The sequence below is a fragment of the Metabacillus rhizolycopersici genome (genome assembly GCF_020075705.1).
Genome location: NZ_JAIQUM010000037.1, coordinates 20,177 through 40,579, shown reverse-complemented (window position 1 = coordinate 40,579; position 20,403 = coordinate 20,177). Strand labels below are relative to the sequence as shown.

Sequence of the window (20,403 nt, the reverse complement as noted above, 5' to 3'; positions counted from 1 at the left end):
TCGTACCTTTCCCTATACAATGTCTTTTTTTACTATACTTCCAATCATAGCTAATTAAGGGATTTTAAAAAAGTGGGAGGGCGTATTAGTTTTTTAAACTATCAAGAAAATGGGATCCCAGTACTGCATCTCTTTACTCATCTGTGGCTGTTGAAACTAGCAGCGAAAACGCTCTCTTCAATTCATTGCTAAATCTACATTCTATATGTGCTCAAAATTAAAAACCCGCTCATTTTCAAAAAGAAATAAGCGGGTTTTTAGCGTTCTACAAACTCACTCCGATGTCGTCAGTGATGCCTGAACATCCGGATTAATTTGCGCTTGAGGGTAGTTAATTTGTTCCTCGAATTCTACCCAGTCGAGATTCGACATCAATAGTAGGTAGCGTTTGCCGCTGGACGGGTCGCTGATGATGATGTGGTCACGACCAGCCGTTTCTACGCGCCCGTGGTAAACCATTGCATTCCATTTGTTGTTACCTTGGTAAGTAAAGTAGAATGTACCAATCTTACCTTTGTTGAAGCGTAAAATATTTTCGATAAATGATTCTTCCATCGCGCCTCCCAGAAGTTGCTGCGCAGTCCCCATCGGGACCGTCGGGACGGCAAATGCGGGTCCAGAAGGCATAGCCATCGGGAAGCCAGCAGGTTGTGTGCCAGGTTGTGCGTTACTGGCCCGCATCATGGAAGTTGGATAATAACCATGATAATAATTCGTTGGATAATAAGTAGAGTCTTCGCAAGTCATGAGAAGATCAGCTCCTTTTTAATTCATCTATAAAACTCTGTGCAATAGCTCGGTACATCGACATAGAAGCAATGGTTCTTGTGCGCAAAATCGAACTTCGTCATGGGGGATCTTGGCATCGTGTCGGTACAAGGAGCTCGGTACTTTTTCCCCGGACTGGGGTTAAAAAAACACAAACTTATTCTTGAACGAGGTTCCCTATCACCCTGTAACAAATCCCTAGCCCTCTGGAAGTCAGCTTCTTTGGGATGTTGTGTATACAATGTTCCATTTAAGACGGGCTCAAAGTGAGGAATTCCAGTTCCAGGTATAGTTTGATAAATCTCATGTCTAATATCGCGCAACCCCTTGAAGTCAGGAGCACAGTCAGCCTCGACCTGATTGAACACAACCGTTCCCACCATGTTCATCCCTTCGGCTTATACAGATAACTTATTAACTGAAGTTGGTTGTGGTAACTTGCCTACCAGCCTAAACTTAGGAAAATGTATCCTCAACGAAAAGAGTGTTGTCCTGTTCCCTAGATTTTCGCTACACCATATTAAGATTTATCATTTTCCGACAGAAGACCCCTTCCTCAATAAATGCGTGGGGCCTAGCCCAATGAGTGGGGAAAAGATGAATGTCGGTTGGCGCTAGTCAAAATGATTGAATAACACGAACGCATGTGCTGCCACCTTTCTATACAAGTCGTTCTTTGAAAAGTAGATAGCATATAAGGTTCCAACAACTACCCTATCGTTTGTTGGGTAAAATTCTATGCGTGCTTTTTGCTCTTTTTCTACCGAAAAGTTATTCACGATTACCAGAGCAGATAATCATTCTAGCTTCTCGGGTGCAGTAGGAGAAGAACATTCCTGAACGAATGTGTCAGAGCTTTGGGCTTTCAGAGAAGTTCTACACTTGTAGACTCTTTGTTGGAGGATGAATTCGATCATTTTCTACCTGTGTTGTTCAACAATGGCGCCCCATTGCGGAATATGGAAATGGTGAAAAAGCTACAAAAGTGGCACCTACGTTATTTTACTAAAGTCCCAGATTGCGGAATTTAACTTGATATTCAATATGTTGGGTTATATTTTCAATTGATCCAACAAGAAATTGTATAATAAGTTTAATACTGGTAATCTGACTTTAGATACATAATGAATAAAAGGAGATTTACGATGATTATTATTGAACTACCCCTATCTCAAAAATTCTACCTAATTTTTGAGATAGGGGATTCCTAAAAGGACATACCAAGTGATTTAGTAGACCATTGCCCGTTCAACTAGGCAATGGGTTTTCTACTTTCTTTCTTAGACAAACCCTTTGCCACCAAGTTTGGGAGAGCCCCTGGAGGAAAAAGATTACTCATCAAGTAATGCTTGCTAGGAATCGAAAGTTCTATCTGATACAAATAATGAGTATGTACGTCAGATAGGCAGCTTGAAATCCACTTCCATTGCGTCCAGTGATGTAGACCTACGATCTTCTCTGGTAGTAGGGAATGCAACACTGGTGGAAGCTTTTCTTGGAATCCCATTGCTCTTCTCGCAATGACATAAGAAGCTGCTTGGTGAATACTTATCCCCAATCGCTTCATGTATTTGATTTTACCGATTTGACTTGTGTACGCCGGATTTACTTCGAATACAGTCACACTCATCTTGTGCGCACGGTTTTTAATAGCTGAAATCAGCTTACGATAAGCGAACATCGACATTTTCTTATTCGCCCTTTTATTCCCGTATGGATTTGAACTTTTCGATTTCGTTGTATTCAACTTTTCAATCACGAGCGGTTTCGTCAGTTTACTAGCTAAATCGACTAATCGTATCGCTTCTGCTTCGATTATTTTTGTTGCTTGACCTGAAGATTTCCCCTCTAAATCAAACTCAAATACACCCGATTTTATCAGTTGACCCTTCACATTAATATTGGACCATGCGATGTGGTCTACATTCAAATCCACACCAACTACACCATCGGATTTACTATCGTTTACACTTTCCTCTTCTGGAAGATCTATGATGCTTTTGAAAATGTAATAATCACCGTGATCCTCAACAGACCAAGCCGCTGCATTTCCATGTTTCTTTTTCAAATAAGCTGGCATGTCTACTTGTGTTTGAATCGCTTTTTCAACGTTTTCTTGTCCATAAGGAAAGGCAAGATTCGGTATGTCAACTGTCACACCGTTTAGAGTGGTGAAATGGAGATTTTTTGTCTCTGACACATACGAAAAGACAAAATTTCCATATTTTGCGTCCTTCCGACCACTAATCGTCATTTTATTGTAACGAGAGTGTTTCCAATCCTCTTTCCACAGCCTATGGTTATTCCGATAATGATATAAAGTGTGCTGGCCTTTGAACAGTTTTTCACCACCAAAAACCACACTTTTTGTCTGATTTCGTAACGTTTTAAGTTGTTTTTGAAGTCGGTCTAAGCGAAACTCTAATCGACCTAATCGGTTCTTAAGAGCTTTTAGTTGGATATCTAAGTAGTGGTGTTCAAATTGATAAGAATGATAGTAAATATCCGTTTTCTTTTTAAACTGCACAACAAAAAAGCTTCCTTTTTGTTGTTCGCGGGAGGTTTTATTGAAAGATGGTTTTCCTTTGATGAATGAGCGTTTAATTTTGGTTAGCGTGGTTACTCTACCTTTTGTCGTTTTGATTTTCTTTTTAACGGATTTGATTTGTTCTTCCTTCGTAGAAATATACATTTTTTTCAGTTCACTTTGAGATGTCATCAAAGCATTTGCTTCTTGAACAACTGAATTGGTGTAATAATCGTTCAGAGCAAAACGTTTTTTCACCGTTAAGTGAAGGGACTTATCTCACTTACTTTTCCCTGAACGCTTTTCTACCGCTTGTGTTTGAAAGGCAAAATGTTTCGCACGATTAAACAAAAGAAGGGAGTGAGAAATAGCATCTATATAGACTTTAGGCAACATATTTTTATAGATTCTTTTTGAAAAATAGGCCTTTTTCATTCCTCTCCACTCCCGAACGTATATTCGATATGATTATTATACCAAAAAGTTTATCCTATTTACCATATTCGGACAAAAATTTTCCAACAAAAAAGCCATTCATCCCCCACTTATCCGCTAGCTCGTCTTGAAGATGGGGGTCTTCTGGCTAGAAAAGATAAAGCGACTGAAGCTCTTAAAAAGGCAGGACGATGATAACTTTTGTTAAATCGCCCTGCTTTTTAGTGTCAAAATGTACTGATATCATCGTTTTATATGAGAAATTGGTCTGTTTACTTGTAGTCATTTCCAAACATTACTGTGTTTTCAGATGTATTTTTGTGAAGTGTTTTAATATGAAAGTGATTAATTATTATATATAAGTAAATTCTTCCTTATGTTGCCGAGAATTAAAAGGGTTTCTCGACAATCTGAGAAAAACCGCTAATCCATTTAGCGGTTTTTTTCAGCTCCAACATTAAGTAGTTTTCACTAGTTTCGTAACTTCATATAGGGCATTTCGTACCTTTCCATATTCACTTGCATGCGGCCGATCTCCATCATCTTCATATCCATAATCAAACATACGGTTTCGGTTCAACGTTAATTTTGTCACTGTAGGACGCAATAAATCAAATAACTTAAATCGATCGTGTAATTGTGGATATTGTGATTGGTAACGGATAATTTCATTACGGACACTGCTCCAAAATTGTTGTTCCGTTACCCCTTCATGTTCTTCTACTATTGTCGCTAAATAGCGAAAATGACAAATGAATAGACCGGTTAAAATAAATTGCGTTAATCCTTCTGGTTCTTCACTTCTTAATACATGTTTCAACTCTGCAGATAACGTTCGTAACTCATCAAACGGCTGGTCACTAACATTCACATCATCAACAAAGTCCTTCATAATAATCCGAACTGGTTTAAAATTCTTTAACACAAGTACTGTATTTTGACCATGTGGTGAAAACACAACACCGTATTGATATAAATAATGCAATAATGGCGGCAAAATAGCTTGCATCAAGGCATCTATCCACTCTTTAGCCGATAAACCTGATTTTTCAATGTACTTTGATACAAGTGCTGTGCCCGTCTGATCGATATGCAATAAAGCTGCTAGTGTAATCGCCTTCTCTCCTTTTACTAGCTCTTCATAAACACTTTCTCTCCATACAACACCTAGCATTTCTAAATATTGATATGGGGCATTTTGAATATTTGAAAACGTTGGTTGATTTACATTTGCCGTTGCTACCTCACCTAGCAATCCTATCTTACACGTATCTTTTAAAAAGGCGTCTTGATTTCGAATTCCCTTTATATATTCTGTTACTTGAGGAGCAATAACAGTTCGTTCACTTGGTAGCCCGCGATAAACTAGTGTATTTAATATACTCATCGGCAACTTCACATGAAATTTTTCTCGGTGAGTTGTATTCACAAATGTTCGGATGGACTGTTGCGGTAAATAGCTGTCCTCGCCTTCTCCAAGGGGAAAAATTAATCCATTTGCAAGATATTCTGCATAAAGTGGCACGATGACATTCACCCATTGCCATTCATGAACAGGTATATAGTAATAATCACTTTCTGCTAGTTGCTGTTCCTTCAATCGATTAGCGAATGTGTTCAGCGTATGTTCACTTAGTTCTTGTTTTATCATTTTTTCAAATGACAGCGTAGCAATCGATTGAAATGAACATACTTGTTTGGCAACAGCAATCCATGATAATTGGATCGGATTTTTCTGCTCCGGAGCAAAGCGGATATAGTCATCATAGCCAAATCCAATTCTCCCCTTATTGTACGTAATCCATGGATGCCCCGTCATTTCACCTTCCAACTCAGCATAATCCATTTCAGACAACTCATCTGCTGATGGACGATTCTGTAAATGCAAATCGGCAACTAATGTGTGAAAAAACTCTTTAGCTAAATGTCCTGCTGTAGAACTTGTCATCCCTTCTTCTTCTGACAACCCAATTAATAACTGCAGCGCTTCAGAAAGTCCAACCTCTTGATTCTCAGCCGTTACTTGGATTGTATCAGCAAGAACATAAACACTATCAAATAACTTTTCTTTTGCTTGGTAGGTGTATGTCACTCCTTTTCGATCTTTCCATTGATACACCGTCACATCTGCTTTTCTTTGTATTTCATTAGGCTCGATAATGTTTTCATACATAAATTCTTGAAGCATTTTCGCAAGTAGCTGTTGATTCGCTTTTTCCCATGAGTGTTTTGTAAACATGGAAAGTTTGGTTTCGGTAATCTTCATCCTTCATTCTCCTTCACTTGTTTAAAAAATATGAATGGTTTGTTATGTACCATCATTACGCTTATCGCTATCACTAATAACACGGCACCACATAGTAATGGCGCATAAAAGCTTACTTCACTCACGGTTAATGCCACCAGCGGAGCAAGCAACAGAGCCACATTTTGCACAGCAATTAACCAGCTGTAATAATAAGTAGCCCCTGTTTGACACTGACGAAATAGATAGATATCTAATATAACCATGCTTAGATAAAAACCTACTCCATATAAAATTCGACTAATGATAAAAACACCTAAACTATCGATAGATGCTTGGACAACTAACGCAACCGCACTAAGAATCGTCACGATATAAAACAACAGCATATCTTTACCATCGAACACGCGGAGTGGTACGCAAAATTTCAATAGAATGGCCATCATACTTGGCATCACAAATAATAAAGCATTAATTAGATTATTTACCCCGTATCTTTCATCTACAATTAAGGTAAAATACGGGCGAATGACATTATGACCAAGATGAAAGAAAAAGATAGCAACCATATAAAAGAAAAGATACCCTGTCATCATTTTTAAGCGTATTGACTGATGATTCTTGGATGCACTTGTTAGTAATCCTTTTGTCAGAAATAATCCCAACAATAAACAAAGATCCATAAACGCAAAAATCTGATACACTTTAAGTGGTACGTCCCACGAAATAACGACACTTCCAAATAAACTTGCAACAATAATTGCCGTATGTAAGACCACAAGATAAATGGTTGTTTTTCTCGCTTTCCCTTCTTGCTTGTCTATACTTCCTACTAAATAGGGATACAATAGGTATAAACTACTCTGAAAGACTAGTAATAAAAGAGAGACGATTAAAAAGCTTGAAAACGTGGTACTTCCACTAAGAATGAACTTTAAGATAGCCGTCATAAAAAGTGTACATAACACAACTTTTCTCATCGACCATTTCTTTAATACACTTCCCCATATCGGTGTCATCACAATCACAACAAGGCGGCAGCAAATGATAAAGACAGACGTCATCTCAACTCCATTTACGCCAAATGCCTCTGTGAAATACTGCGGATAAAAGGGAGATAATAACACTTCAGACGTCATCGTGATAAACAAACACGTAAAGACAAATGCCGTTCGATTCATTACTCTTTTAAACCAAATTGCTGAAAGACTGTTCGATTATATAATTTATACACTTCTTTTCCGACAATTTGATTGATAATCACAGCGTTCCGATAAGCTCCAAGTCCTAAATCAGGAGCCCCTACTCCGTGCGTATGCAGCTCACCATTTTGAACAAATAAGGAAGCACCTTCAATCGATGTTTTCACCCTATACTGTTCATCAATTTTTAACTGACACTGTTCATCAAACTGCAACTCATCTTTCATCCCATTCAAAAAGGAAGGAAATGAGCTTTGATATCCTGTTGCCATTATGACAACATCACTGACTGTTTTTTGAAAAACTTCTTGTTCATATTGATACAAGGTTAATTCATGACTGTCTTCTATTCTTTCAATCTCTGTTAATTCAGTTAATGCTCGCATCGTAATCGGACACTTCTCTCCACCAATCGTGCGTTCATAGATTAGTTCATAAATATCACTAATTGTTTTGAAACTAATCCCTTTGTAAAGCAGTGCTTGATTTTTTAACACCCTTTGTTTTTTTTCATGTTCTAATTGATAGAAGTAGCGCGTATAGTCCGGTGAAAAATGCTCTAAACCAAGTTTTGAGTATTCCATCGGATAAAACCCTTTGGAACGTGTATACCAGCTTAGCTCATAGTTCTTCTCATTTTGCTGTTGCAATAAATCAAATACAATTTCAGCCGCACTTTGCCCTGAACCGATAACCGTAATACTTTTGGCTTGCAATGTTTTCTCTCGCTTCATTTTATATTGAGATGAATGATACAGTTGTTCATTTTGTAGCGATTGAAAGTCTTTTGGAATCACAGGTTTCGTCCCAACACCAAGGACAACATGGTGGCAATAGTATGACTTAATGATATCCCCTTGTTGAACGGATACTTCAAAGTACGTCTTACCTTCTGTATGAGCCTTAATTTGTTTCACTTCACTGTTAAACTGCAAACTGTTTAACCTATCAGCTACCCATTGACAATAGTGATTATATTCATTCCGAGGAATCTGAAATTTCTCGAAAAAGTAAAATTGATACAAACGCTCATGTTCATGCAAATAATTTAAAAAGCTATATGGACTCGTTGGATCTACCATAGTGACAAGATCAGCCATAAACGGCACTTGTAAGGTTGTTCCTTCAAGGAGCATTCCCGGATGCCAATCAAACTTGGACTTTTGTTCAAAACACATAAAAGTACAATCTGTCTTTTCAAGCAGGGCCGCTAATCCTAAATTAAATGGTCCAATCCCTACTCCAATAACGTCTAAAATCTTCCGCTGTTCCATTCACTCCACCTTCTTTCAAATACATTCCGTTCACAACTAAGAAGTAATCCTGTTTTATCCGGTAAATTTACTTCTTTCATAGGCTGAAAACCACACTTCATAAAGACCTTAATCATTTTTCCATTTCTGATATCAGGTTCTGCCACGATTCTTTTCGTTTCGTTGATTTCAAATTTATGCTTTAAAATAGTCAAAAGTAATGGGTAGATATATCCCTTACCTAAATAATCTGTTTCACCAATTAATAAGTGAATCCCTTGATCACCTTGATCGTAATCATAGTACTTACTAATCACATCACCCTCAACCGTATAAGATTCCCAGTAGCTCATCGGCACTCCGTTTATTTCACCAATCAATAACTGTTGATGTGAATCATTGATAAAAAGTTGTAGATGTTGCTTATATGCTTCTCTTTCAATATTCAACTTCCAAAAAGGAATAACGTGCGGTTCATGCATCCATGAATACAATCGTTCAAAATCTTCTTGTAAAGAAACATGACGGAACGTAATACTCTGCTTTATCCGGAAATCTTCTATTATATATGGATAACGAGTTTGCATCAAAATAGTCATAAACGTACACCAACTGCTTTATACAATGGATTCTCTACATTGACATAAACGGATTGCCCCTCTAAAGTCCCCACTAATTCATCCATGTCCTGGACACGTGTTAAAAAGTTTGCTTTGCATGGAAGCTCTTGTTGATTAAGGAGCGTTGTAACGAGATTCGTATGATCTTGAGAAAGATATTGTTCCAGTTCTTCTCTAATTATTGTTAATAGCTTCAGTTCATCTATTAGCCCACTCACACCAAAAGCATTCACAAGACCCAATAAATGATTAAAAAATACATAATAACGGAATCGCTCTTCAGCAATCTCATCTGCACACACGGTATCACTTTCTGCATTTAAAGATGGCAGCAACTCAAGCAGCTCCGTCTCTTTGGATTTCATAAAATAATAGCCTTGATTATCTCGGTAATAGAATATTGCTGGATACCCACCCTGATCCAATTTAATGACTGAATTTTGTTGATGAGCCTCTAACGCAATTCCTTTTTGTGTATATAGCCACATCATTGGTTTTAAGGTAATCTCGATGTAACGCTTAAACCAATTTTGACTCACTTGTTCTGTTGTAAGGTTTTCGCTACTAGCAATCTTATGGATAATGTTTGCTAGCTGTGATGCTTCACCGAATACATGATCTTGACATAAACTTGCTAAAAGCGTTGTGTTTTTTCCATCTGCTTCTTTAAACGGATTTTCACGAATCATCACTTCAAACCCAAGTTCCTGATCACCTAACGTCACATATGCTGGATCTTTTATAATGTGAAAAGCGGGATGTTTCTCAAATAACTCATCTTCTAAACCTGCCTGTAGCAATCTCGTTACTTCCACACCGCGATTCAATTCTTTCAATTTATTCACTCGCAGGGAGTTTGTAATTTTGACCGGAATCGAGAACTTATACATGACATCTGCACGAGGACTATAAACCGTACGAACAGACGATGTTGGATAAAATGGTTCTCCTTGTGGGCCTAAATAAGTAAGCTGTCCCGTTTGAATCCAATTGCCCACCTCTTCTTTTCCTAGTAAAAAACGCGCTTGCAGTGGATGCATCGGAATAAGCGTATAATCATCATTTTGACAATATTGCAAGATAAATTCTTTTGATACCTTGTTATCTTGCTTTAACTGCAACTTAATGGTATCGGAAGCAGAAAGTTTGTAAGCGGATTGTTCCTTAACCAGCGAGCGATGCGCTCTAAAATAATGAAGCTGAAATTCCCCTTTTAATTCAGGTGCAAAGACAGATTCTTCCTCAGGCAAAATTCCTTGACGACTTTTTGGCGTTGGATGAAGCTGATGACCAATTAATAAAGATTGCTCTGCTTGTAAAAATGTTTTATCCCATTTGTAACACTCTTCTAACTCTTGCTGCCTTGTTTCAATAAATACGTTCATATTTTCATAACTTAAAAGAACACGTATCATTAATTCATTTACTTGTAATAAATCATCTGTAACCTCTTTTAGTAATAGTGATAGCAGTGTAACTAGATCCAGATTTTGCTTTTCATGATAATCAATTTGATAACTTAAATCTTGCTTAAATAAGTGGCGCCCAGTAACAGAGCGATATTTTACAGGGAAAAACAATGTGACTGGTTGACTTTTTAATTTAAGCACCAACATTTCATCCGCCGGACTTCCTTTTAATGATTGCCATTCACCTAGCCCTGTTTCTCGAATATAACAATTGATGATATTTTGCATTGTAATAAAATTAGCTGAAACTTGAGCATTCATGTAATTGCTCCTCCTCTTGTTCGAGTTTCTGTCCAACGATTATGACTTCATTTAACCGTTTTACCATTTCATCAAATGTAATAAGTGGATTTAACATCGTTAATTTCAAATAGACTTTTTCTTGATACTTTGTTTTCGCCATAATCAAATTTCCTTGTTCATAAAGCAACTGTTGAATAGACTGATTAATCGTATTTTCATATAGTAGTTGTTGTTTTTGATTATCCTTATAAATAACCTTTGGTTGATAGCGAAAGACAATCGCGTTCATAACAGGGTTATTCAGTACCTCAATGTTTATTTGATTCTGCAAAAATGCTGCCGTCTGTTTCGCAGTTTTTATTGTATAATCAATCATGTTCCCAAACTCTTGTTTCCCAACTACTTGAAATGTCAACCAAACTTTTAATGCATCAAATCTCTTTGTTGTTTGAATGCTACGGTCAACAAGATGAAGTTGTTGATCTTCTTCTGGATTTAAGTAATCAGCATACAGTTGAATGTGTTCAAACATAGAAGAATTTTTCACAAAAAATGCTCCGCAGCTAACTGGCTGATAAAACCATTTATGAAAATCCATCGTAATCGAATCCGCTTTTTTCAGATCAGATAATAGGTGACGATACGTATTTGAAAAAAGTAAGGCTCCACCATACGCAGCATCTGCATGTAGCCACATCCCTTCCCTTTCGGCTAGTTTAGAGATTTCATCCAGAGGATCTATACTTCCAAAATCAGTCGTTCCAATCGTTGCCACTACTGCAAAAGGGAGATATCCTTGCTGCTTTGCTTTTTCAATTTCTTCATATAAATCATCTGTGCACATTTCATAGTTTTCGTTTGTTTTGATGCTGACTACTGAGTCCATACCTAATCCTAATTGTGCGGCTGATTGCTGTACCGTAAAATGGGCTTTTTCCGAACAAAAGATTCGTAGCTTTTTTGCTTCGATTGGCAATCCCTGTTTGCTTACATTTATCAGAAAATTCTTGGCACAATATTCATTACGCGCTAGCAATAGTGCCATATAATTTGATTGGGTTCCACCACTTGTGAAAACACCTGAAGCGGTATTAGGATAATCGATTTCTTTGATTACCTCCTGGGTGACACCGTCTTCTATATATGTCGCTATTGGACTTTGATCCCACGAATCCATGGATTGGTTTAACGCAGTAATAATCACTTCAGCAGCAAGTGCTGGTATCAACGGTGGGCAGTGCAAGTGAGCCATGGCACCCGGATGGGAAATATGTAGCGAATGCTTCATCACCAGATCCTGCAATGATGCTAAAACAGCATCTGGTGATTTCCCCTTCTCTTCAAATGTGACATAAGCTTCAATTTTGTTTTGGATTTCCTCTATCTCAATATGTTGATATGGTTTTTCAAGATCTCGATAGTGTGTAGAAACGACTTTTACTGCTTCTGTCATAAACTTGTGATAATTTTCTACACCATTGGAAGCTGTTGATAAAAACCACTTATTAAACGAGTTCATGCTTTATTTCACCCATTTCTTTTCCGCCGCAATGATTGCATCTTCAAAACGAGCAAGTACTTCGTCTATTTGTTGCTTTGTCATAATTAATGGTGGCAATAAACGAATAACAGCCCCATGCCTTCCACCGACTTCTAAGATGACCCCTTGATTCAAGCATTCTCTTTGAATAGCTCTGGCAAGTTCTCCGGCAGCTGGGTAGCTTCCAATTAAATTAGGAGTCTTTGTCTTATCAACAATTTCAACACCAAGCATGAGTCCAAGGCCGCGCACCTGACCAATAGAATTGACTCGTTTTTGAATGTTTTTTAACTCCGTTTGGAAATATTGTCCATGCCTAGAAGCTTGTTCAGGCAAATCATGTTCTTTAATAAATTGTAATGTAGCCCTTCCTGCTGCCATTGCAAGTTGATTCCCTCGGAATGTTCCAATATGAGCTCCAACCTCCCATACATCCAAACGTTTATCGTAAAGAACAACGGATAGAGGTAAACTTCCACCAATTGCTTTTGATACTACTAGGACATCTGGTTCAATATCCGCATGTTCAAAGGCAAACATCTTTCCAGTACGACCGATACCTGTTTGTACTTCATCGATAATAAGAGGAATATTTCTTTCTTTTGTTATACGTCGCAATTGTTTTAACCATTCAACCGGTGCTGGTATCGATCCCCCTTCACCTTGAACAATTTCAACGACGATTCCCGCTGGGGTAACGATTCCACTTTCAGGATCATCTAAAGTGTTTTCAATATACGTACTAATAAACTCATGTCCTTTTTCACCAATCCCAAACGGGCAGCGATATTCATATGGATACGGTAAAAAATGAGTATCTGGGACAAGCGCATGAATATGCTTTTTCGGACTAGTTGTTCCGGTAATGCTTAACGCGCCATGCGTAGAGCCGTGATAACCACCTTGAAAAGATAAGATTGTCCGATTACCTGTTGCTGTTTTGACAAGCTTAAGTGCAGCTTCAATGGCATCTCCACCTGTTGGTCCGCAAAATTGAATCTTAGCTTTTCGTGCAAATGACTCTGGTAAACTTGCAAATACTTCATCAACAAAAGCTTCTTTTACAGGCGTCGTAAAATCTAATGTGTGTAGGGGAACGGAATTCGCTATTACCTCTTGGATCGCTTCATGAACAACAGCATGGTTATGGCCAAGAGCTAAAGTACCGGCTCCTGCTAAACAATCAATATATTCTTTTCCATCCATATCCGTTACGATAACACCTTCTGCTTTCTGAATAGCGATTGGTAGACGCCTTGGATAAGACCTTGCATTTGACTCACGAACATCTTGCATAGAAAGCAATGTTTCATTTGAAACCTGTTGTTGAATTGAAATAGACATATCATATCCTCCTATTAATCACTTTAATCTACAACGATAATGATTATCATTATTAGTTAAGATGATAAATGATAATGTTTCTCAACGTCAATGATTATCTGAAAAACACGAACATTTCCCTATGCCATCATACATTTCCTAGTTACAAACTGCTTATCTCTTTCCGAAAAGTCAGACAAATATATCACTAAACAACTCTACTTATGCATAGGTATATTAGATCAAATAAAACCAGCTCATCTACACCAAATGAATTTTCTTCAATAAAAAAAGCGACCTTCTTATTGAAGAATCGCACATTCAGAGAACAGTTATTACTATATGTGAAATGTAATGGGATAGGGTCAATAAATTAAGTCAACAACAAGGGATTAGTTACAAGAAGGGGAGCGGTTAGTTATTGTAAATGTGCTGATACAACGAGAGTTAAAGAAATATAGATGTGGTATAAAGAGTATTGAGCAGCCTTCGTATTAAGTATCCATAGGAAAGACCCAAACGATTTTTGGGTGAGCGAACATCTCCAGTTAACCCACCCTGCCTATTTCCAATTCTTCTTCATTTCATTCGTAAGGAATTTTTAAATCTAGTACTTGTTCAACATCCTATAAGTTTTTTTATTTTATCAATCTCTATCTTTACTTTTTTATATTTACCTTCACTTGTGATACGGTTCACCGTAACACATCTAAATAAGATTTAATTATGATCTTTATTTCCAACATACTTCTTATCTTTCTTCTTTACGATGCATGACTCACAATAGTTCACGAAGCCTTCCTCTCTTTTATCGATTTCTTGACACCTTCTTTTGGAATCGCAGTTACTACAGCTAGTAAAGCTAGTAAAGCAAAAATAGCATTTACCAGCAACCCTATACTTGCAGCCGCTTCCATATTTCCAGCCTTTTCAACTACACCATAAACAGTAACAGATATCGCTAAACCGAATGAGCCGCCAAGTGTACTAGACATTTTATAAATACCTGCTGCCTCTCCTGCCTTTGCTGACGGAACATTGTCTACTGCTGTATCTGTAGATGGTGTCGCATAAAGGCCCAGTCCAATTCCATACACTGTAAAACCAATAAAAACAACAACGGAATAAATCGAATTTGGTAACATTGTTAAGGTCATTAACATAATTCCAGCTATCACTAAAAGACAAGCCAAGACCATCGGTTTTCTTGGACCACTTCGTTGTAATATTTTTTCACCAACACGAATCATCGCTAATACAGCAACTAAATAGCCAATAGATAATAACCCAGATTGAAAAGAACTGTATCCTCTTGCCATTTGGACATATGTATTCGCAACAATAAGTGCTCCCGCTACAGCATTCAGTAAAAAGTTTGACACAGTAGCTCCAGTAAAATATTTATTTTCAAATAAAGAAAGATCGATAAATCCGTTAGATTTTCCTTTTACAACTTTAAAAAATACCCAGCCTCCTATGACAGTGACAGCCATTAACGTTAACGAAATCGGGCTTGTCCAACCGAAGTCACCTCCACGTGTAATGACAACATTTAAAGCAACCATCACTAGGATAAAGATAACAAAGCCAGAAAAATCAAATTTTGATGAATTGCTTTGTTCTGCTTTACTCTCTGGTACATCTTTAATCAAAAACATAGATAGCACAGTGAGTATGATGGAAAAAATAAAGATCCAACGCCATCCCAAATATGTAGCAATTAAACCTCCAGCAAACGAACAAATGCCCCCGCCGCCCCAAGATCCAAAAGACCAGTAGCTTAAGGCTCTTTGTCGATCAGCACCGTCAAAATAGGTTTTCACCAAAGCAATCGTCGCAGGCATAATACACGCTGCCGAGAAGCCTTGAATCACACGCCCAATAATTAAGAGAACCGTCTCCTGTGCAAAGACGAGACAAAGTGAACCAATTATATTTAATAGTAAGCCAATAGTCGTCATTTTCTTGCGTCCAATTCGATCAGATATTCCTCCAGCTGCTACAATAAACATACCTGAAAATAAACCGGTTAAACTAATTGCTGTATTCAAAACTCCTAATGAAATTCCCAGATCTAACTGAACTTCCGGCATCACATTTATTAGTGACTGTGAGAAAAGCCAATAAGTAAGAACCCCAAATACAATCCCTGTCATCATTCTGTTATTACCTTTATAGCTTGTTTCCATGGCGAACCTCTCCTTTTTGGTTAAATATCCATTAAACTAACTATGTCTCTTCAGTGATGATGATCGCGTAAATTATAGGCACAACAAAAAGGGCAGAGAAAAACAGTATGTTTTTCTCTGCCCTTCTCTGTCCTTTTACCTGAGAGTTTAGCTCAATAGAGCCCTTCCCCTTTGGTGACGTATCTATTCATACGCTCTCTCCAGAGGTGTGTCCAGTTGCAGTTCCTTCTACCTGAGAGATTCGCTTCAAAGGTCTTATTGAAGTTTGCTCCTTCGGCGGTTTATAATAAACGCTCTCCTGCAACTATCATCCATCTATATATTTTATATTCTATATATTTAGAATAATTTTAAAAATCGATCATGTCAACTAAAATCGAAAACGCTTTCATAATTAAATAATTATTCATACTCACTAGTGTTACAATTAGAACATCATGTAAATACATTGTCTTTCCTTTTTAAGATAAAAGAACGGAGATTATCGGTAATCCATCGTACATTTCAATATTCATTAAAGTCGTCTCCTTATTCTAGAATATTATTAATTTAAGAGAGACTTTAATATTAACGCTTGTTAAGTTAACGGGTAGCAATTGTTTTGTAACCAATAATCCCAAAAAGCCAAAAATATACAAGTTTTTACACATAACGTGGAATTTTTGGCTTGTTATTTTTTTCAGAATTTAAAAGACCTCATTTACTTATCATACGGTTCCCCGTGACTTATCTAAATGAGGTATCGAGTTATCCTAGTGGTCTAATCTTTTAAAATAATTATAAATCTTTTCAAGTTTTTTCATTTGTTTTCCCTTTGGACCTTCCATATTCCCAAATTCAAAAAACTTCACTTTCTTGATTCCCACAAAATTAAATAATGCTCTTTTCATTAGAATTTTATGTGCATTGTTCAACCAAAGAAATGGATAGTGCGTTGGACCCTTCATGGTAGATATACATATAACGGACTTTCCTTTCAGCAGCCCTTCCGGGAAAAGTCCCTTCTTATCTTTATAAGCAAAATTTGAAGCAAATAATTGGTCTATATATCCCAAAAGCATCGCGGGAGGTCTTCCCCACCAAATAGGATAGATAAAAACAATCTTGTCAGCCCATGTAATTTGTTGTCTATATTTTTCAATATTAGGGTCAGTATGCATATCACGTCTTCGTTTTTGCTCGTTAAACACTAAAAGTGGATTAAATCCCTCATCATATAAATCTAAGACCTGTAACTCTTTAATATTAGGATTCTTTTTACTGCCTTTGATGACGTTTTGTAAAAATGCATAATTTAAACTACTATGATTGGGATATGTATAAATGATTAGCATTTTCATATGGCACCTCTTAATTATCATTTGATAACTAAATTGTAGCATCCTTAATTTTAATTATCAATTGATAATTGTATTTTGATAACCATTTTGTTATCTTGTCTTAAGAGGTGAGAGAATGGATAAAAAAGAGCTTTTTTACAAACTGGTATCATTTACAACTTCTGTTCATCGTGTAACAAATGAATTAACGAAAAATGCAAAACCAAATTCAATTTCGCAAGTTCAATATAACATTCTTGAATTTATTGCAGTTAGTCAACCTGTGACTCCTAGTGAAATTAATGATTGTCTGAATATGTCTATTTCAAATACTAGTCGTGAGCTTAGCAAGTTAAATGAGAAAAAATTAATTGAAAAGATAAATGATAATAAAGACAAACGAAAACAATATATTCATCTATCGCAAGACGGGGAAGTTTTAATGAAAGAAGTATTTGGTACAATTGAAGCACGTTTTCTAAATCGTATACAAAATACTTCTGAAGAAGATTTAAAAGAGATTGAACGTGCAATCGATACTCTTCAGAAAAAATTATTTCATCCTTAATCATACGATAACTATCAACAGCTTCATCAATTGAAATTAAATAAACCTCATTTACTTATGGTACGGTTCACCGTAATGGATGTAAGTGAGGTTTAGTTATTATCATTGTGACGCCCCGTAAAATCTCGTTTCACAAGACGTTCCACGGAAGGTATTAATATGAATGAAAAGGAGAGCTTTACAGTGATCTGCTTCTCCTCTTGTATATAAAAAAGCTCTCAATAAAGAGGACATGGGAACATTGCTGTGAAAAAAGATTTTTCAGATGGTGACAAACTACCTAAACTATGAATTATTCACATGATTTAGCTGAAGAAAGCTGGCGAACCGTTCCCATGCTTCTCCACTTTTCACTAAGCTTAGTTTTTAGCAACTTTCGGTTTACTTTCTAATAACCCCTTAAAACTTTCGTGATAGAACCATACTAATATTCCTTCCAATACCGTGACTACTAGGGCTAATGCAAGCAAATCAGAATCTACAAATAGATGAAAGGCTAATATATTGACAATGATACTTGCTAAAACAATTAATGTAAGTGGAACAAACCGACGAATTAATAATAAGATTCCGGCTATGATTTCTACTCCCTTTTCTAATGCCAAGAAATAACCTTCTCCTAAAAACTCCATTGCTGCTGGACTGGTCGGAGCAAATGCTTCAAAGCCAAATAACACAACGTAACCATTTAAGCCTGCTCCTAAAAAAATGATTCCTAACAACAATTCAGCGATTCGAATCCATACATTCATTTATATTCCCCCAATATATAAGGTAATACTTGCAAGCAATCATAAGGTTAATCCCACGATTCTAACTTATTGGACTCTTCAAGCAAACTAATAGACTGGTTATCACAGCCAATTACTGGATATTCATCTGTTTCTTTGTAAGACCGCCATCCCTAACTAATGGAACTTTACCACCTTTGAACAGCAGCCAAATACCAAATCCCAGTTCACCTAGAACCATGGGGATTGTCAGGACCGCTTCCAGTACAGAAGTGAAAGCATTCAATTGTGGAAGAAAAGTATAACAAACATGAATGATCATATACGCAAAGGAGGCAATCAACAATAAGATGCTAATAAGTTTAGGGATGTTTTCTGATCGAAAAGTCAAATATCCGACCATCATTAAATGTCCACCGAAAATAATCAAACGAATCGACCAGATCATCCATCAACCAAAATTCATCCCCTCCCTACCCTTTGGTTTCGCCCTTCACAGGCTTGAGGAAGAGGAATTCTTTTGGAATTCGTTAAACCGTCAGTAAATTTATATGATTCGAGCAACATACAAATTCACAACCATTGCAGTCTCACATCCTAATTTTACTATAAAATTTATATAAAACATCGTCACATATATCCACCCTTCGTCGTCTTGAGTATGAAATAACAATAGGAGGTTATCTTATGACTCAAAAGTGGGATATTGTCATTGTTGGTGGTGGGTTAGCAGGTTATGTTGCAGCAAATTTTTTAGCAAAAAACGATTTATCTATATTAATATTAGAAAAAGGAAAAAATGTTGGCGGGAGGGCTAGAACAAATAAGATTAATCATCAGTATTTGAATCTAGGCCCCCATGCCTTTTATAAAAAAGGAAAAGCCAAATCCATTCTCGAAGAACTTGGTATTAAACTTAATGGTAAATCACCTAAATTAGGTGGCGTTTTAGTTGAAAACAATATGGAATATGCTGCACCTTTCACTCCTTTAGGACTTTTTTCAACAAGTCTTTTAAATTGGAAAGAACGCATAGAATGGATCACTTTTATTTTGAAAGTTAATAGTATTGATACCGAAAAATTAGCAGGACAAACATTCGAACAATGGGTTAAGCAAGCAGCACTATCTAAAAAAGTTCAGTCATTACTATATGTACTAGGTAGACTTACGTCGTATTGTCATGCTCCTGAAAAGGTGAGCGCAAAATTAATTGTATCGCATTTGAAGACTGTAATGGGCGGTGTACTTTATCTAGATGGCGGCTGGCAGACGATTATCGACCAACTCCACAATAAAGCAGTCATGGGAGGTGTTCAGGTTCAAACACATACAGCAGTAAAACAAATTGCCCCAGTTGAACATGATCATATTAAATTAGTTCTATCTAATGGCGAGGAAATTCACGGTAAGTATGTGATTTGTACAACTGGTCCTCACGAACTTAATAAAATGTTAGGTGAAAAGGTTAATCTCCCCCAAAGCAGCTTTTTTGCCCAAACAACAACTGTAAAAGGAGCTACGCTTGATGTTGCTTTATCTCAGCTTCCTAATCCAAAGCGATTATTTGCCATGAGCATATCTGACCCCCTCTATTTTTCCGTACATTCAAATTATGCCCGACTCTCTGAAGATGGAAAAAGTGCAGTTCTGCATGTGTTTAAATATCACCACCCAGATGATCACATAGATAGTAAAAAGGTTCAAAATGAGCTTGAACAATTCTTAGAAAAGATGCAGCCAGGATGGCAAAAATACATGATTACAAGTCGCTATATCCCGCAAATCATCGTTAATCAGCGCTTACCTCAAATTGGAGATGAGCACAAACTGCTCCGTTCTAAAACAGATATCCCGGGATTATATATAGCAGGAGACTGGGCTTCTCCTCATTCCATTCTGGCAGAAGGAGCCGTTAGCAGCGGGAGACTGGCAGCTGAAGAAATTACTCAAAAAGAAAAGAGGTGAATA

General features: G+C 37.0%; 17 protein-coding genes and 1 riboswitch. Of the genes, 2 read left to right on the top strand and 15 right to left on the bottom strand.

Annotation, left to right across the window (positions count from 1 at the left end; all coding sequences use genetic code 11):
- Window positions 1-273: 273 nt before the first annotated feature.
- The 13 genes from gerQ to K9V48_RS15860 all read right to left on the bottom strand — a co-directional run bounded on the left by gerQ (window position 274) and on the right by K9V48_RS15860 (window position 17,154).
- A complete protein-coding gene (gene gerQ / locus K9V48_RS15920; protein ID WP_224140017.1) occupies window positions 274-747 on the bottom strand; it encodes a spore coat protein GerQ in 474 nt (157 codons plus the stop codon).
- Between the two features lie 23 nt (window positions 748-770).
- A complete protein-coding gene (locus K9V48_RS15915; RefSeq protein ID WP_224140016.1) occupies window positions 771-1,151 on the bottom strand; it encodes a cell wall hydrolase in 381 nt (126 codons plus the stop codon).
- Window positions 1,152-2,020: 869 nt separating this feature from the next.
- Entirely contained in the window at window positions 2,021-3,487 is a 1,467-nt protein-coding gene (locus K9V48_RS15910) for an IS200/IS605 family accessory protein TnpB-related protein (protein WP_224140015.1), read from the bottom strand.
- Window positions 3,488-3,574: 87 nt separating this feature from the next.
- Window positions 3,575-3,730: a hypothetical protein gene (locus tag K9V48_RS15905; RefSeq protein ID WP_224140014.1), complete on the bottom strand. Its 156-nt coding sequence runs from the start codon at window positions 3,728-3,730 to the stop codon at window positions 3,575-3,577.
- 457 nt (window positions 3,731-4,187) lie between these two features.
- Entirely contained in the window at window positions 4,188-5,996 is a 1,809-nt protein-coding gene (locus K9V48_RS15900; protein ID WP_224140013.1) for an IucA/IucC family protein, read from the bottom strand.
- Window positions 5,993-7,156 (bottom strand): MFS transporter, encoded by a 1,164-nt coding sequence (locus K9V48_RS15895; RefSeq protein ID WP_224140012.1) that lies wholly within the window; start codon window positions 7,154-7,156, stop codon window positions 5,993-5,995. The genes K9V48_RS15900 and K9V48_RS15895 overlap by 4 nt, the downstream gene beginning before the upstream one ends.
- On the bottom strand, window positions 7,156-8,451 hold the full coding sequence (locus tag K9V48_RS15890) for a lysine N(6)-hydroxylase/L-ornithine N(5)-oxygenase family protein (protein ID WP_224140011.1): 1,296 nt from the start codon (window positions 8,449-8,451) through the stop codon (window positions 7,156-7,158). The genes K9V48_RS15895 and K9V48_RS15890 overlap by 1 nt, the downstream gene beginning before the upstream one ends.
- On the bottom strand, window positions 8,430-9,029 hold the full coding sequence (locus K9V48_RS15885; RefSeq protein WP_224140010.1) for a GNAT family N-acetyltransferase: 600 nt from the start codon (window positions 9,027-9,029) through the stop codon (window positions 8,430-8,432). Before K9V48_RS15885 ends, K9V48_RS15890 begins: the two co-directional genes overlap by 22 nt.
- Entirely contained in the window at window positions 9,026-10,780 is a 1,755-nt protein-coding gene (locus K9V48_RS15880) for an IucA/IucC family protein (RefSeq protein WP_224140009.1), read from the bottom strand. Before K9V48_RS15880 ends, K9V48_RS15885 begins: the two co-directional genes overlap by 4 nt.
- A complete protein-coding gene (locus K9V48_RS15875) occupies window positions 10,758-12,281 on the bottom strand; it encodes a pyridoxal phosphate-dependent decarboxylase family protein (protein ID WP_224140008.1) in 1,524 nt (507 codons plus the stop codon). Before K9V48_RS15875 ends, K9V48_RS15880 begins: the two co-directional genes overlap by 23 nt.
- Before the next feature lie 3 nt (window positions 12,282-12,284).
- On the bottom strand, window positions 12,285-13,646 hold the full coding sequence (locus tag K9V48_RS15870) for an aspartate aminotransferase family protein (RefSeq protein WP_224140007.1): 1,362 nt from the start codon (window positions 13,644-13,646) through the stop codon (window positions 12,285-12,287).
- 767 nt (window positions 13,647-14,413) lie between these two features.
- Entirely contained in the window at window positions 14,414-15,814 is a 1,401-nt protein-coding gene (locus K9V48_RS15865) for an MFS transporter (protein WP_224140006.1), read from the bottom strand.
- A gap of 209 nt (window positions 15,815-16,023) precedes the next feature.
- A riboswitch (glycine riboswitch) is annotated at window positions 16,024-16,125 on the bottom strand.
- Window positions 16,126-16,566: 441 nt separating this feature from the next.
- Window positions 16,567-17,154, bottom strand: a complete 588-nt coding sequence (locus K9V48_RS15860) for an NAD(P)H-dependent oxidoreductase (RefSeq protein WP_224140005.1) — start codon at window positions 17,152-17,154, stop codon at window positions 16,567-16,569.
- Between the two features lie 115 nt (window positions 17,155-17,269).
- Between K9V48_RS15860 and K9V48_RS15855 the strand changes: the two genes are divergently transcribed.
- Window positions 17,270-17,701 carry a MarR family winged helix-turn-helix transcriptional regulator gene (locus K9V48_RS15855; RefSeq protein ID WP_224140004.1) on the top strand — a complete coding sequence of 144 codons (432 nt, stop codon included), beginning with the start codon at window positions 17,270-17,272 and terminating at the stop codon, window positions 17,699-17,701.
- 359 nt (window positions 17,702-18,060) lie between these two features.
- Here K9V48_RS15855 and K9V48_RS15850 read toward each other — a convergent pair whose 3' ends face one another.
- Both K9V48_RS15850 and K9V48_RS15845 read right to left on the bottom strand, forming a co-directional pair.
- Window positions 18,061-18,453: a hypothetical protein gene (locus K9V48_RS15850; RefSeq protein ID WP_224140003.1), complete on the bottom strand. Its 393-nt coding sequence runs from the start codon at window positions 18,451-18,453 to the stop codon at window positions 18,061-18,063.
- A 112-nt stretch (window positions 18,454-18,565) separates the two neighbouring features.
- Complete coding sequence (locus K9V48_RS15845) at window positions 18,566-18,838, bottom strand: DUF4386 domain-containing protein (protein WP_438803897.1); 273 nt, start codon at window positions 18,836-18,838, stop codon at window positions 18,566-18,568.
- Window positions 18,839-19,119: 281 nt separating this feature from the next.
- On the opposite strand from K9V48_RS15845, the gene K9V48_RS15840 reads away from it, so the two are divergent.
- Window positions 19,120-20,400: a phytoene desaturase family protein gene (locus K9V48_RS15840; protein WP_224140001.1), complete on the top strand. Its 1,281-nt coding sequence runs from the start codon at window positions 19,120-19,122 to the stop codon at window positions 20,398-20,400.
- Window positions 20,401-20,403 lie beyond the last annotated feature (3 nt).